This is a genomic window from Halorubrum distributum JCM 10118 (assembly GCF_000337335.1).
GTDB classification, from domain to species: domain Archaea; phylum Halobacteriota; class Halobacteria; order Halobacteriales; family Haloferacaceae; genus Halorubrum; species Halorubrum distributum.
The window spans coordinates 53,239-66,850 of record NZ_AOJN01000049.1 but is presented as its reverse complement, the minus strand read 5'-3'; the positions used below and the strand labels follow the sequence as shown (position 1 = coordinate 66,850).

Genomic DNA, 13,612 nt, shown 5'->3' with positions numbered 1-13,612 from the left:
AGGGGTCGGCGACGAGGGACCGGCGGCGTCCCGGCGGAGGAGCGGCGTCGGCCCGGCGACGGCTCACCGCACCTGATCGACGAAGGCGAGCCAGCGCTCGTGGCCCGCCAGCGTGTCGGCGTGGTGTTCGTCGGCGAACCCCGGGCGGCGGATCCCCTCCAAGGCGTTCAGCGCGCGGTCGATACCGATGACCTCCTCGGCGATCGTCTCCGCGGTCTCCCGGTCGAGCGGCTCCGTCTCCAACCGGTCGAGCCGCCGCTCCCGCTCCGCGCGGAGGGCGTCGCGCGCGGCCGTCACCTTCCGGTCGAGCGCGGGCGGGACGGCGTCGACCTTCCGGCTCTCGACGATGAACGCGGAGAGGTCGAGCGCGGTCCCGTCGACCTCGACCTCGTCGGGGACGCTCGCGCCGACCGTGGCGCTCTGACTGGTCACGCGGTCGAGGAGGGCCTCACGAACGTCGTCGCCGATCGCCGTTCGCTCCGAGTCGCTCATGAGCGACCGTGGTCGACGGAGCCAGAAAAACCGTTGGCCGGCGGGCCCGGACCGTCGGACCGAGCCTCGAAGCCGACCCTGACCGCCGTCGTTACTCGCCGTCGTCCGCCCGCGCCGTCGTTACTCGCCGTCGTCCGCCCGCACCGTCGTCACTCGCCGTCGTCCGCCCGCACCGTCACCACCGGGGCGTCCGACAGCCGCACCACCTTCTCCGCGACGCTGCCGAGCAGGTACCGCTCGACGCCGGTCCGGCCGTGGGTCCCCATCACCACGAGGTCGACGTCGTTCTCGTCGGCGTACTCCAAGATCGCCGAGTGCGGCGTGCCCGTTTCGACGGCGGTGAGCGTCTCCGGCGGCGCCTCGGCGTCGCGGAGCGCCGCGGCCGCGGCCTCGACGATCTCCTCGCCGCGCTCGACGAGCGCCGACCGCGTCGCCTCCGCGTCCGTTCCCTCACCGACCATGCCGCTGCCGTCGTCGGGCGCCGGGTCGGCCCGCACGCCCGATCCCTCGTCCGTCAGGAAGGCGCCGCTCAGTCCGTAGTTGGCGCCTCGCGCGTCGACGACGTACAGGACGTGGACGGTCGCGTCGAACGCGGCCGCGAGCTCTCGGACGTGGTCGGCCACGGCCGCCGATCCCTCGCTCCCGTCAGTCGGGTAGAGGATTGTCTGGTACATGGTGTGGTCCGTGCGGATTTCGCCGAGCTGACACAAAACGTTGGCGGCGGAGCGAACTCTGCGGGACCGTCGGGCTCGGGGCCGCGCGGTCGACGCGACGAGCTACAACAGGTCGTTCGCGACGAGCCGGTCGACCGCCTCGCGCAGGCGCTCCTCGCTCGCGGCGTAGGAGATCCGCGCGAAGCCGTCTGCGTTGAACGCGCTGCCGGGGACGCAGGCGACCGACGCCTCCTCGATGGCGCGCTCGCACCACGCCTGGTCGTCGTCGTCCACCGGGATCATCATGTAGAAGGCGCCGTCGCCGACGTCCACGTCGACGCCGTGTTCGTCGAACAGGTCGACGAGCAGGTCGCGGCGGGACTCGAACGCGTCGCGCATCTCCTCGACCGACTCCTCGGTGTTCTCGAGCGCCTCGATCCCCGCGCGCTGGACGAAGTTGGTGGCGCAGGAGACGGAGTGCGAGTGGAGCTTCCCCGCCTCGCCGACGAACTCGTCGGTGGCGTGGAGGTAGCCGAGCCGCCAGCCGGTCATCGAGTACGCCTTCGAGAAGCCGTTGACCGTCACCGTGCGGTCGGCCATCCCGTCGAGGCTCGCGAGCGAGGTTGGCTCGACGCCGTACGTGATGCGCTCGTAGATCTCGTCGGAGATGACCGCCACGTCGTGTTCGACGGCGAGGTCGCGGACGCCCTCCAGCGCGGCCTCGGAGAACACCGCGCCCGTCGGGTTCGACGGGGTGTTGACGACGAGCAGCTCGGTGTCGTCGGAGACCGTCGCCGCGAGCTCGTCGAGCGCGGGCTCCAGCTGGAAGCCGTGAGGCGCGAGGTCGACCCGCGAGAGGTCGCCGCCCGCGAGCTTCGCCATCGCCTCGTAGGAGACCCACGCCGGATCGAGGAGGACGACCTCGTCGCCCTCGTCGATCAGCGTCTGGAACGTCTCGTAGAGGGCCTGCTTGCCGCCGGGGGTGACGATCACCTCGTCGGCGTCGGCGTCGACGCCGTTCCCGCGGAGCTTCGCCGCGATCGCCTCCTTGAGTTCGGGGACCCCGTTCGAGGAGGTGTACCCCGTGTGGCCTGCGTCGAGGGCCTCCTTGCCGGCCTCGACGACGTTCGCCGGCGTGTCGAAGTCGGGCTCGCCGACCGAGAGGTCGACGATGTCGGCGCCCTCCGCCTCCTTCTCCGCCGCGAGGTTCGATATCGCCAGCGTCGCGCTGGGCTCTACGCGTCCGATCCGCTCCGAGAAGTCGTATGCGTCGCTCATGTGTCGTGTGTAGTCGTCGTGTCTCGGTCAGTCGAGCGCCTCCGCGAGGTCGATCGCGGCCGCGGCCGCGTCCGCCCCCTTGTCGATCCGCTCGCGCGCCTCAGCGCCGGACATCCCGGGGCCGCTCACGCCGAAGGTGACCGGCGTGTCCCGGTCGAGGCTCACCTGCGTGAGCTTCTCGGCGGTCGCGTTCGCGATGACGCGGTCGTGGTCGGTGTCGCCGGTGACGATGGCGCCGACGACCGCGACGGCGTCGACGTCCTCGCGCCGCGCGAGCCGGTCCGCGGCCAGGGGGCTGTCGTACGCGCCCGGCACGCTCAGTTCGTCGACGACGACGGCGTCGCGGTCGGCGGCCGCCTCCCGGGCGGCCTCGGCCATCGGCTCCGTGACGGAGTCGTTGAACCGCGCCACCACCAGTCCCAGCGAGACCATACCCGAACTGGAGCGGGCGACGGCAAAGGTCTACCGTTCGACCGCAGGGTTGCCGGGCGAACGCGTTCGGGAACAGGGCGCAAACGGGCGGACGATCGTTTATAGATGGATCCGCGGTGGCGCGTGCCTGCGAGCGGCCGCCCTTGGCGGCCGCGAGTCAGCACCGCGTGAGGGACGCGGCGAACGCGAGCGGCGAAGCCGCGAGCCGTGAGCCGCGAGGCTGGGGAGGTGTGAGGCGCGGTTGCGGTGCTGTGCGGGGCGGGACTCAAAGGGGCAGTCGGCGAGGCGGGCGCAGGCGTTCACGAGAGCAAAGCTCTCGTGAGCCAATCAGAACGCTCCGCGTTCTGATGACGACGTAAGCACCGCAGGGAGCGAGTGTAACGAGCGACCGAGGAGCGCAGCGAGCGTGCGCCCGCCTCGCCGACTGGGGCTTTGGAGGTCTCCGTCGTCGATCCGGCATCGATTATTTATAAATAACCGAACCAGTCCACCCTCACGTCTCGCGCCACGCGTGATTAATACGTCTGCGGGGCCTACACGTCTCTATGACGAACACCGAGACCGCGACGGTCGGCGGCGGCTGTTTCTGGTGCGTCGAGGCGGCGTTCAAGGAGCTCGACGGCGTCGAGAGCGTCACCTCCGGCTACGCCGGCGGCCACGCCGACGACCCCACCTACCGCGAGGTGTGTACCGGCACCACCGGTCACGCGGAGGTCGTTCAGGTCGAGTACGACCCCGACGCCCTCTCGTATGAGGACATCCTGGAGATCTTCTTCACCGTCCACGACCCGACCCAGCTGAACCGACAGGGCCCGGACGTCGGCAGCCAGTACCGGTCGATCGTACTCTACCACGACGACGAGCAACGCGACGTCGCCGAGGGGTACGTCGAGGCGCTCGACGAGGAGGGCGGCTACGACGACGAGGTCGTCACCGAGGTCGAGCCGCTGGAGACGTTCTACCGCGCCGAGGAGAAACACCAGGACTACTTCGAGAAGAACCCAGCCGACGCCTACTGTACGATGCACGCGCAGCCGAAGGTGGAGAAGGTCCGCGAGCGCTTCCGCGAGAAGGTCAAGGCGTAAGGATCGTCGGTGGAAACCACCGAATCCCAGGCGCTCACTTATAAACGTCTGATTGCGAATCGGCCGTGAGTACCACCGATGCCCTGGTCGGTCGCTTATAAACGACTGACTGCGTCTCGACAGAGAACACCACCGAAGCCCCAGTCGCGAGGCCGCAGTACGCTCGTTGCGCTCCTCGCTCGCTTCGCTCGCTGCGGTGCTTACGTCGCCTACTGCGGCCTCGCGACTGCCCCTTCGAGTCCCACCCCGCACGGCACCGCACCGCACCTCTCACCTCCCCAGCCTCGTCGGTCGCCGTCGCTTCGCTCGGCGACCGACTCCCTCGCGCGTGCTCCTCGCGGCCTAGCGGCCGCTCGCAGGCACGCGCCACCGCGTACCCTATTTAAACTCCTCTCGAAACCCTACGACCCTGTCACCCGTCCGACGAACCCTCTCGCCACAATCTATTCCCTCCCGCCGATCGAACGAACACTCGATGAAGGTCGGCCTCATCTCGGACGTTCACGCGAACCTCCCCGCGCTGGAGACCGTGCTCGACGACATGCCCGCTGTCGACCGGATCTACTGCGCCGGCGACGTGGTCGGCTACAACCCCTGGCCCGCCGAGTGCGTCGAGCGCGTTCGCGACGTCGCGGCCGCGACGGTCAGGGGGAACCACGACCGCACCGTCGAGACCCCGGAGCGCTACGCCGCCAACCGGATGGCCGAGGCCGGTCTCGAACACGCGAAGGCGTCCCTCTCCGACGAGCAGCGCGAGTGGATCGGCGCCCTCCCGCGAGCGGAGACGTTCGGGGGTGACCGGTACCTGCTCGTCCACTCGCACCCCGCGGCCGAGCGCGAGGACGCCTACGTCTACCCGGAGGAGTTCCCCAACCTCGACCGCCACATGGGCGAGTACGACGGCATCGTCCTCGGCCACACCCACGTCCAAGGCTGCCGCGCCGTGGCCGGCGGGTTCGTGCTCAATCCGGGCAGCGTCGGCCAGCCGCGCGACGGCGACCCGCGGGCGGGCTACGCCGTCCTCGACACCACGGCCGACGGGACCGACGCGGTCGAGACGTATCGCGTGAAGTACGACGTCGACCGCGTCGCGGAGGCCGTCCGCGACGCCGATCTCCCCGAGACGACCGCGGAGCGACTCTACGAAGGCAAGTAGATCAGGCGCCGTCGCGGTCGGCGTCGCCGCCGACTTCTACACCCAACTGCTCGTAGAGGAACGCCCACGAGTCCGTCTGCTCGTCGACGATCATCGACGTGGGCTTGCCCACGCCGTGACCGGTCTCGCCTTTGGTCCGCAACAGGAACGGACCGCCAGCGGCCTCGTTCTGGAGCCGCGCGGTCATCTTCCGGGCGTGCGAGGGATGGACGCGCGTGTCGCTCGCGGCCGTGGTGAAGTAGACGGGCGGGTGCGTCGCCTCGGGGTCGACGTTGTGGTACGGCGAGTATTCGCGGAGGTACTCGAACGCCTCCGGCTCCTCCGGGTGGCCGTACTCCGTCGTCCACGACTCGCCGAGCAGGAAGCGGTGGAACCGGAGCATGTCCAAGAGGGGGACCGCGCACTGCGCGGCCGCCCACAGGTCCGGGCGCTGCGTGACGACCGCACCGACCGAGAGCCCGCCGTTCGACCCGCCGGCGACCGCGAGGTGGTCCGCGTCGGTGAGCCCCGACCCGCAGAGCGCCTCCCCGGCCGCGACGAAGTCGTCGAACGTGTGCTGCTTGTCGGCCAGCATCCCGGCCTCGTGCCACGGCTCGCCGTACTCGTACCCGCCGCGGGCGCACACCGCGGCGAACGCGCCGCCGTCCGCGAGGAATGGGAGGCGGAACCGCCCGAACGAGGGCGTGACGCTGTTCCGGAATCCGCCGTAGCCGTACAAAAGCGTCGGGCGCGCCCCGTCGACCTCCACGTCCTCGCGGTAGCAGACGAAGACCGGGACCTCGGCGCCGTCCGTCGAGTCGACGAACCGCTGTTCGACGACGAGGTCGTCTGGGACCGGGAGGTCGACGGAGTCGATCTCCGTCGAATCGAGCTCCGTCGACGCGAGTTCCGGCGCGCCGTCCGACTCGTCCCCTCCGACTCCCGATCCGTCGTCGAGGTCGAGCCCGCGGACCGCCGGCGGGCGGTCGAACCCGGTGAGGCCGAAGAACGCCTCGGGCGCGTCGCGGTTCCCGGAGACCCACGTGACGGAGCAGTACGACGGTAGCGACACGTCGCGCAGGTGCGTCCCGTCGCGGTCGTGGACCGAGAGCCGGGAGTGGGCGTCCCGCTGACGGTGGACGAGGAGGCGCTCCGGGGTCGGCACCACGGACTGGATGATCCCCTCCCCGCCGGGGAGCACCTCGCGGCACTCCTCGAACGAGAGGTCGCCCTCGCGGAAGCGGTCGACGGAGCAGGCGAGCAGCCGCCGCCGGGGCGCCCCGTGGTCGGTCGAGACGAACGCCGTCCCGCCGTGGAACTGGACCGACGTTTCGGCGTCGGTGTCGGTCAGGACCGGTCGGAGCTCGCCGTCGACGTGGACGTACCACTCGGTGCCGCCCACCATCTCGGAGAAGGCGACCGCGAGCAGGCCGGAGTCCGGGTCGACCGTCACCCGCGGCCAGACGTGCTGATCGTCGTGTTCCAACAGAACTTCCTCCTCGTCGGTCCCGTCAGCGAGCCGGAACCGACGGATCTCCTTGTCCATCTGCGCGCCGTCGGCCGCGCCGCCGGTGGCGACGTAGACGAACCCCTCGCCGTCCGCCTCCCACGCGAGGCTCCCGGCGTTGACCCGACCGCGCTCGGGGAGGACCGCGACCTCCTCGACGCCGAGGCCGTAGCCCTCGGCCGCGTCGGAGTCGGACTCGCCCGCCTCGGAGCCCGAGTGCCCCTCGCTCGGGTCGGGAACCGACAGCACCCGCACGTCGTAGTTCTCGTCGCCGCCCTCGGTGACGCCGACCGCGACGCGCTCGCCGTCGTGCGAGGGGACGTACCACGCCATCGACCTGGGCGGGCGGTCGTCGTCGCGATTCGCCGCCCACGCGTTCGGGTCGACGAGGACGCGGTCCGCGCCGTCCGGGGCGTCGCGGACGACGAGGCGGGCGTGGTCGGCGCCCGGCTCGCGGACCGTCGCGAAGTACCGCCCCTCGCGGACGGCGATCGGGCCGTAGTCGGCCACCTCGACGAGGTCCTCGAAGCGCGGGCGGAGCCGGTCGCGCAGGTCGTCGTCGAGCGCCTCGTCGACGTGGGCGTTCTGCGCGTCGACCCACTCGCGGACCGCCTCGTCGTCGCCTTCGAGCCACCGGTACGGGTCGTCGACGTCGATCCCGTGGAGCGTCTCCGTGACGACCTCCCGCTTGGTCTCCGGCGGGGACGGGGCCGGAGCGGACTGGCGTGACATACGTTCGCCTGTCGCCGGCGACGCAAAACGGCTGGGGTCGCGGCGGCCGAGGCCGCCGCTCAGGGCGACCCGCGGACTGCGGGCGACGACGACGCGGCCGTCAGGGCCACAGGCCGGCGACGAACAGGAGGTTCCGCGCGGCGACCGCCAGCGAGAGGGCGCCGACCCCGGCGCACATCAGGGTCGCGACGAACCGCCGCGTGCCGCCGGCGAGCGCGACCGGGACTCCGATGACGGCCATGCCGACGACCTTCGTGAGGAGCATCCCGCCGAGGAGCCCGAACCGCGAGATGAACAGGCGACCGACGGGCGACCCCTCGACGTACTCGCTCCCGGTGAGGGCGACGTACGTCGTTCCCACGTCGGCGGCGATGCCGACGAGCAGGAGGCCGACGGCGAGGGCGAGACGGGAAGGCACTGACCGGGCGAACGCGGTACGGACGCATAAATCTCCGGGCATGCGGTCGGATCGCGGCGACGCCCGCCGGTCGGAGGTAGGCGGGTCGTACCCCGACGGTGTGGCTGGTCGCCGGCCGCGCACAGCACGGCGCCATTTAAACCGGCGCACCTCGTAACACGGATAATGAGTTCGTCCGACGACGAGTACGAGATCGCGGTGGTCGGCGGCGGGCCGGCCGGGCTGACGACCGCCCTGTACGGGGCTCGACTGGGCCACGAGACGGTGCTTATCGACCGCGGCGGCGGGCGCGCGGCGATGATGGCGGACACGCACAACGTGATCGGCGTCACCGAGGAGGTGTCCGGCAACGAGCTGCTCGCGACCGGCCGGGAACAAGTTCAGTCGTACGGCGGCACCTTCGTCCGGGACTTCGTCACCGACGCGGTCGAGACCGACGACGGCCGGTTCCGGCTCTCGACGAACGACGCCGAGATCGTCGCCGACCACGTCGTTCTCGCGACCGGCTTCTCCGACGAGCGCCCGGACCCGCCGCTCCCGCGGAACGCCAAGGGACTCCACTGGTGTCTCCACTGTGACGCGTACATGTTCGTCGACGAGCCGGTGTACGTGATGGGACACGGCGAGGCCGCCGCCCACGTCGCGATGATCATGCTGAACATGACCGACGAGGTGGACCTGCTCACCCGCGGCGCGGAGCCCACGTGGAGCGAGGAGACGGCCGCCCAGCTGGAGGCGCACCCCGTCGACGTCGTCCACGAGGACGTTACGGGCGTCGAGAACGACCCCGACTCCGGGTGGCTGGAGGCGATGGAGTTCGAGGACGGCACCCGCCGCGAGTACCGCGGCGGCTTCCCGATGTACGGCTCCGACTACAACACCTCGCTCGCGGAGGGCCTCGGCTGTGACCTCACCGACGGCGGCGAGGTCGACGTCGACGACCACGGTCGGACGAGCGTCGACGGGGTCTTCGCCGTCGGCGACGTGACGCCGGGCCACAACCAGGTCCCGGTCGCGATGGGACAGGGCGCGAAGGCTGGCATCGCGATCCACAAGAGCCTCCGCGAGTTCCCGCGCTCCCCCGAGGACATCGAGGCGAACGGCCCCGTCGAGGCCGACGAGGTGCCTGCCATCCCGCCGCACCTCATGGCGACCGCCGTCGCCCACGAGGGGCACGCGGGCGGGCCGCGCGAGTCTGCCGAGGCCGAGAACGCGGACGCCCCGGCTGCGGACGACGACTGAAGAATCTGTGCGGCAGGATGCGCCGGCCGGGACTCCCGTGAGCGAGCGCAGCGAGCGAGCGGGAGTCCGGGCGGCGCACGAACGAAGTGAGTGCGCCGCCCGGGATTTGAACCGGAATCAGACGTGCTCGCTCGCTTATCGAGGTGCTCGCTTCGCTCGCACCTCGCACCGCTCGCTGCGCGCGACTGATAGGGTTCAAATCCCTCTCGGCGATTTCTCTCACTTCGTTCGAGAAGTGCGCCGGCCGGGATTTGAACCCGGGCCATGAGCTTGGAAGGCTCAGGTCCTACCACTAGACCACCGGCGCTCGCGTCGGTCGATGACGCACCTACACGTAGGCACAACGGCTTTCATAAGCGTTCCGTGTTCGGGCAGGAGATCAGCGGGCACGAGCCGCCCGGTGAGCATATCTCACTTAAAGGGCCACGATACTGCGGGCGTCTCCCAGCGCGTTAGAACGCTTTTCAGCCGGTTAGAACACTGTTCGGTACATATCTGTCTACCCACCCAACCTACACCCGTGAGGTGAGACCGATGTCATACCAAACAAGCAATCCGCTGGTCGGCGAGACCGAGTTCGCGCTGGAAGGCCCCTGGGCGACCTACTGGATCGCGTTCCTGCGCGTCGTCACCGGGTGGTGGTTCTTCCACGCCGGGGTCACCAAGATCATCGAGAACGGGTTCGCGTTCACCTACGGGCCGTCGTACATGAAGGGCATGACCGGCACCGCGCTGGGCGGCATCCCCGTCTGGATGGGGAACAACCTCGCGTGGCTCATCGAGCCCGGCGTGCCGCTGTTCGAGACGCTCATCGGCCTCGCGCTGATCGCGGGGGCGTTCACCCGGTTGGCCGCGTTCGGCGGGGTCATCTTCATGGTCCTGTTCTGGGTCGGGAACGCCGGCTTCGGTCACGGCGTCGTCAACAGCGACCTGATGGGCCTGTTCCTGTTCATGACCGTGATCGTGCTCGCGGCCGGTCGGTACTACGGGCTCGACGCGCTCCTCGAACAGACGGCGCTCGTCAAGCAGAACCCCAAGCTGCGGTACCTGCTCGGTTAAAAGGTGATTCACTATGACAGACACCATTGACAAGGCGGCACGGGCGTTGAGCGCGGGACTGATGCTGTTCGGCATCGTGGTCCTCGGACTAGTCGAGACGTTCACCGGCAAACCGTTCGCCCCGGCCCCGATAACGAACGAGGCGGGCGAGGTGACCGCGATGCCGCTGATCAGCCCGGAGATCCGGACCGGCTTCGTGCTGGCCGGCCTCGTGGTGCTCGGGCTGTACGCGGCCTACCGGTTCGTGGCGCCGCTCCCCGAGGACCGGGGCGTCAGCCACGAGACGATGGCTGACTGAGAAGCGAGGCACCCGGCCGCGACGCCACCGGTAGTGCTCGTCGCCGCGGGCGACGACGACCACTTTCCTTCGTTCCGACGTTCGCTGAGAGCCGTCTCCGGCTACGCCGAGTCGTCGGCGTGCGGCTCGCCTGACTCTCCGGTTCCGTGAGCGGTGCCGCCGTCGGTGCTGGCGGGGGCGGCGTCCGACGGCTCCTCGTCCGCGCCGAACGCGAACGCCGTCTCGTCCGTCTCGACCGATCCGCCGGCGGCAGGTTCGCCGACCGAGTCGCCGTCCGCGCCCCCGACAGCGTCGTCCCCGGCCTCGGCGTCGGCGTCGACCTCGAACTCCTCCGTCATCTCACGGAGGTCGCGGGCGCGCTCGTGGAGGTCGTGCGCCTGCTCGGAGACCTCGCCGAGCGTGGCGGCCTGCTCCTCGGCGGCGGAGGCGACGGTCGTCGCCTCGGCGGTCGTCTGCTGGCTCACGCCGGCGAGGTCGTCGACCGCGCCGGTCACCTCGTTGACCGACGCCGCCTGCGCGTCCATCGCGCCGGAGATCTCCTGAACGCCGTCGTCGGCCTCGCTCACTCGGTCGGCGACCTCGGCGAGCGCGTCCTCGGCGTCCTCGACGACATCGACGCCGTCGTCGACCCCGTCGCGGATCGCGGCCATCTCGTCGACGCTCTCGTCGGTGCGCTCGCGGAGGCTCTCGATCAAGGCCTCCACCTCGGCGGCGGACTCCTGCGTCTCCTCGGCGAGCGACTTCACCTCCTCGGCGACGACCGCGAAGCCGGAGCCGGCCTCCCCGGCGCGGGCCGCCTCGATCGAGGCGTTAAGCGCGAGCAGGTTCGTCTGGTCGGCGATCTCCGAGATCGTCTCGACGATCGCGTCGACCTCCGCCATCTCGGCCTCGAGCCGCTCGATCGTCTCCGCGGCGGACTCGGAGCGCGCCTCGATCCCGTGGAGCTCGTCGACGGCGTCGGCGGCCGCCTCGCGGCCCTCCTCGGTGAGGGCGTCGGCCTGCCGGGAGGTGGTCGCGACCTCGTCCGCGGAGGCGGCGACCTCCTCGACGGTCGCCGACATGTCCTCCATCTCGCCGGCGACCTCGGCCAGCTGGCGGCTCTGCCGCTCCGCGCCGGCGGAGATCTCGTCGACCGCGTCGCTCGTCTCGCGGCCCGCGGCTGCGGCCTCGTCCGTGCCGTCGGTGACCGCGTCGCTCCGGTCGGCCACCTCGACCGCGAACGCGTCGACCGCCGCGATCGCCGCCTCCAGCTCGTCCATCGCGTCGTTGAACTCCGCGGCGATCGAGCGGAGCGCCTCGGGGTCGTCGGGGTCGGCGCGGAGCCGCGCCGTGAGGTCGCCGTCGGCGCAGACCGCCATCGTCTCGCCGAACTCGCTCGCCCGCGACTCCAGCCGCTCGGCGAACGCCTCGCTCTCCGCCTTCGCCGCCTCGGCGCGCTCCCGCTGCGTCTCCGCCGACTGGATCTGCTCGCGCAGCGAGTCGCGCATGGTGGCGAACGCCGCGGAGAGGTCGCCGAACTCGTCGCGCCGCTCGGTGTCGAAGTCGACGTCGAGGTCGCCGTCCGCCAGCGCCGACGCCCGTGCCCGGAGCTGGTTCAGCTCGGCGACGGTGCCGCGGCCGAGCGTCGCGCCGAGCAGGCCCAGCCCGACGATCGCGACGCCGACGATGAGGAGGAGGTTCCGCCCGATCATCCCCGAGAGGGCGTACGCCTCCGAGAGCGGGACGTGGACCGCGACGTACCACTCCTCGCTCTCCAGGGGCGCGTACGCGACGAGGTACTCGCCGCCGTCGGCGAAGCTGAACGTGGCCGAGGGGAGGAACCCGACCGACCGCGTGTCGTCGAGCATCGCCGACCGGACGTCGCCGTCGTAGCGGATCCCGGAGATGTAGTCGGCGTTGCTCGCCGCGATCCGGCCGTCGGGCTGGACGATGGTCGTGAAGGCGCCGTCTGTCGGCTGACGGAAGTCCTCGGTGACGGGGCCGAGCGAGATCTCCATCACGAGGTACTCGCGCAGGGGGGTCGACGCGACGTACGCGATCCGACGCTCGCCGTCGACCGTGTAGGTGGGACTCGTGAACACGTCGTCCGCGAACAGCAGGTCGTCGTCGAACCACGCCTGAGAGGTGACCGCCTCGCCGCCCGCTTGGTCGGTGGTGGCCATCACGGTGCCCTCGTCGCGGTCGACGAAGTGGAAGGCGGTGACCGCCTCGGAGGTCCGCGAGAGGTGAGAGGCGAGGTAGCTCTCCACGCGGGCGGGGTCCTGCGAGAACGCGTGGTTGTCGGCCACGTCGGTGAGCAGCGTGCGCCGGTCGGTCGCCCAGCCGTCGAGCTCCGTCGCGCTCAGCTCCGCGACGGCCGTGTAGTCGCCCTGCGCGTTCGATTCGAGCTGATCGGTCGTCTCCGCGTACGTGACCGCCCCGACGGCGCCGATCGCGAGGACGACGACGACGAGGGCGACGAGGAACTTCGCGAGGTAGCTCCGAGCCAGCGCGCCGGGGGTCACCCGACGCAGGACCCGTTCGAGGAAGGTGTCGGCCATTACTATCACGCGCTCGACAGGGGCTCTTTAATTCACCCCCAACGGTATCGGTAGTGATAATCAGCGGGTTCGAGGCGTCACTTCCGCGTAGCAGTTCCCGCTCGAGACCGTCACGTCTCGCGGCTCGAGGTCGCTTTCCGCGAGGTCCGCCTCGAACTCCGCGGGCGAGTAGATGTGATAGTACCGGGGGACCGTCTCGCCGCCCGGCAGCGTCCAGTCGACGGTCGTGTCGAACCCCTCGTCGCGGTCGAACCGGTCGTGCGCCGTGCTCCACGCGCTGACGAGCGCGACCCCGTCGGGCGCGAGGACGCGCGCCAGTTCGTTCAGGCTCTCGACGCGGGTCGCCCGGGGCGAGAGGTGGTGGAGCGTGGCGACGTAGACCGCGAGGTCGACCGCGTCGTCGCGGACCGGGAGCGCGCCCGCGTCCCCGTGGACGAACGCCGCCGCGTCCGCGAATCCCCGGTCGCGAGCGCGCGCGACCGCCTCGTCGAGCAGGCCGCGGCTGAGGTCGACGCCGACCGCGACCTCGGCGCGCGCCGCGAGCGCCTCCGTGTGCCGGCCGTTCCCGCAGCCGACGTCGAGCGCGACGGCCCCCGACCGCCCCTCCAGGAACGACTCGACCTCGGGCCACGCGTACTCCCGCGTCTTCGAGAAGTGCGCCGCGATGCGGTCGTACGTCGACTGCGGATCGCCGGTCGACTGCGGGTCCATATCGGAGCCTCGGCCCCGGCGGATAAATGC

13 protein-coding genes and 1 tRNA gene are annotated in these 13,612 nt (G+C 70.7%); 5 read left to right on the top strand and 9 right to left on the bottom strand.

From position 1 onward, the window contains the following. Nucleotides 1-63 precede the first annotated feature (63 nt). From C466_RS09255 to ribH, 4 genes are all read right to left on the bottom strand, one after another. Nucleotides 64-492, bottom strand: coding sequence for a DUF5788 family protein (locus C466_RS09255; protein WP_004598242.1), 429 nt, complete (start codon nt 490-492; stop codon nt 64-66). A 149-nt stretch (nt 493-641) separates the two neighbouring features. After that, nucleotides 642-1,166 (bottom strand): universal stress protein, encoded by a 525-nt coding sequence (locus tag C466_RS09250; protein WP_004598243.1) that lies wholly within the window; start codon nt 1,164-1,166, stop codon nt 642-644. 102 nt (nt 1,167-1,268) lie between these two features. After that, entirely contained in the window at nt 1,269-2,423 is a 1,155-nt protein-coding gene (locus tag C466_RS09245) for a pyridoxal phosphate-dependent aminotransferase (protein ID WP_004598244.1), read from the bottom strand. A 27-nt stretch (nt 2,424-2,450) separates the two neighbouring features. After that, nucleotides 2,451-2,855 carry a 6,7-dimethyl-8-ribityllumazine synthase gene (gene ribH / locus C466_RS09240; protein ID WP_004598245.1) on the bottom strand — a complete coding sequence of 135 codons (405 nt, stop codon included), beginning with the start codon at nt 2,853-2,855 and terminating at the stop codon, nt 2,451-2,453. 545 nt (nt 2,856-3,400) lie between these two features. Between ribH and msrA the strand changes: the two genes are divergently transcribed. Together msrA and C466_RS09230 are read left to right on the top strand one after the other, a co-directional pair. Continuing rightward, nucleotides 3,401-3,940, top strand: a complete 540-nt coding sequence (gene msrA / locus C466_RS09235) for a peptide-methionine (S)-S-oxide reductase MsrA (protein ID WP_004598246.1) — start codon at nt 3,401-3,403, stop codon at nt 3,938-3,940. Nucleotides 3,941-4,415: 475 nt separating this feature from the next. Continuing rightward, nucleotides 4,416-5,096: a metallophosphoesterase family protein gene (locus C466_RS09230; protein WP_004598247.1), complete on the top strand. Its 681-nt coding sequence runs from the start codon at nt 4,416-4,418 to the stop codon at nt 5,094-5,096. 1 nt (nt 5,097) lies between these two features. Here the strand turns inward: C466_RS09230 and C466_RS09225 are convergent, their stop codons facing one another. Beyond that, nucleotides 5,098-7,314 carry a prolyl oligopeptidase family serine peptidase gene (locus C466_RS09225; RefSeq protein ID WP_004598248.1) on the bottom strand — a complete coding sequence of 739 codons (2,217 nt, stop codon included), beginning with the start codon at nt 7,312-7,314 and terminating at the stop codon, nt 5,098-5,100. A gap of 100 nt (nt 7,315-7,414) precedes the next feature. Beyond that, nucleotides 7,415-7,732: a hypothetical protein gene (locus C466_RS09220; RefSeq protein ID WP_004598249.1), complete on the bottom strand. Its 318-nt coding sequence runs from the start codon at nt 7,730-7,732 to the stop codon at nt 7,415-7,417. Between the two features lie 165 nt (nt 7,733-7,897). Between C466_RS09220 and C466_RS09215 the strand changes: the two genes are divergently transcribed. Next, nucleotides 7,898-8,974 carry an NAD(P)/FAD-dependent oxidoreductase gene (locus C466_RS09215; protein ID WP_004598250.1) on the top strand — a complete coding sequence of 359 codons (1,077 nt, stop codon included), beginning with the start codon at nt 7,898-7,900 and terminating at the stop codon, nt 8,972-8,974. 236 nt (nt 8,975-9,210) lie between these two features. Here the strand turns inward: C466_RS09215 and C466_RS09210 are convergent. Then, nucleotides 9,211-9,281, bottom strand: a tRNA-Gly gene (locus C466_RS09210). Nucleotides 9,282-9,508: 227 nt separating this feature from the next. On the opposite strand from C466_RS09210, the gene C466_RS09205 reads away from it, so the two are divergent. Together C466_RS09205 and C466_RS09200 are read left to right on the top strand one after the other, a co-directional pair. Further along, nucleotides 9,509-10,033, top strand: coding sequence for a DoxX family protein (locus tag C466_RS09205; RefSeq protein ID WP_004598251.1), 525 nt, complete (start codon nt 9,509-9,511; stop codon nt 10,031-10,033). Nucleotides 10,034-10,046: 13 nt separating this feature from the next. Then, complete coding sequence (locus C466_RS09200) at nt 10,047-10,331, top strand: hypothetical protein (RefSeq protein ID WP_049897570.1); 285 nt, start codon at nt 10,047-10,049, stop codon at nt 10,329-10,331. 101 nt (nt 10,332-10,432) lie between these two features. Here the strand turns inward: C466_RS09200 and C466_RS09195 are convergent, their stop codons facing one another. After that, on the bottom strand, nt 10,433-12,871 hold the full coding sequence (locus C466_RS09195) for a methyl-accepting chemotaxis protein (protein WP_004598253.1): 2,439 nt from the start codon (nt 12,869-12,871) through the stop codon (nt 10,433-10,435). Between the two features lie 60 nt (nt 12,872-12,931). Next, nucleotides 12,932-13,582 (bottom strand): class I SAM-dependent methyltransferase, encoded by a 651-nt coding sequence (locus C466_RS09190; RefSeq protein WP_004598254.1) that lies wholly within the window; start codon nt 13,580-13,582, stop codon nt 12,932-12,934. Nucleotides 13,583-13,612 lie beyond the last annotated feature (30 nt).

Excerpts from the sequence above, each read along its gene's own strand:
- C466_RS09245 (WP_004598244.1), bottom strand. The coding sequence starts at position 2,423 with ATGAGCGACGCATACGACTTCTCGGAGCGGATCGGACGCGTAGAGCCC.
- C466_RS09230 (WP_004598247.1), top strand. The coding sequence starts at position 4,416 with ATGAAGGTCGGCCTCATCTCGGACGTTCACGCGAACCTCCCCGCGCTG.
- ribH (WP_004598245.1), bottom strand. The coding sequence starts at position 2,855 with ATGGTCTCGCTGGGACTGGTGGTGGCGCGGTTCAACGACTCCGTCACG.
- C466_RS09250 (WP_004598243.1), bottom strand. The coding sequence starts at position 1,166 with ATGTACCAGACAATCCTCTACCCGACTGACGGGAGCGAGGGATCGGCG.
- C466_RS09215 (WP_004598250.1), top strand. The coding sequence starts at position 7,898 with ATGAGTTCGTCCGACGACGAGTACGAGATCGCGGTGGTCGGCGGCGGG.
- msrA (WP_004598246.1), top strand. The coding sequence starts at position 3,401 with ATGACGAACACCGAGACCGCGACGGTCGGCGGCGGCTGTTTCTGGTGC.
- C466_RS09190 (WP_004598254.1), bottom strand. The coding sequence starts at position 13,582 with ATGGACCCGCAGTCGACCGGCGATCCGCAGTCGACGTACGACCGCATC.
- C466_RS09195 (WP_004598253.1), bottom strand. The coding sequence starts at position 12,871 with ATGGCCGACACCTTCCTCGAACGGGTCCTGCGTCGGGTGACCCCCGGC.
- C466_RS09200 (WP_049897570.1), top strand. The coding sequence starts at position 10,047 with ATGACAGACACCATTGACAAGGCGGCACGGGCGTTGAGCGCGGGACTG.
- C466_RS09255 (WP_004598242.1), bottom strand. The coding sequence starts at position 492 with ATGAGCGACTCGGAGCGAACGGCGATCGGCGACGACGTTCGTGAGGCC.
- C466_RS09225 (WP_004598248.1), bottom strand. The coding sequence starts at position 7,314 with ATGTCACGCCAGTCCGCTCCGGCCCCGTCCCCGCCGGAGACCAAGCGG.
- C466_RS09205 (WP_004598251.1), top strand. The coding sequence starts at position 9,509 with ATGTCATACCAAACAAGCAATCCGCTGGTCGGCGAGACCGAGTTCGCG.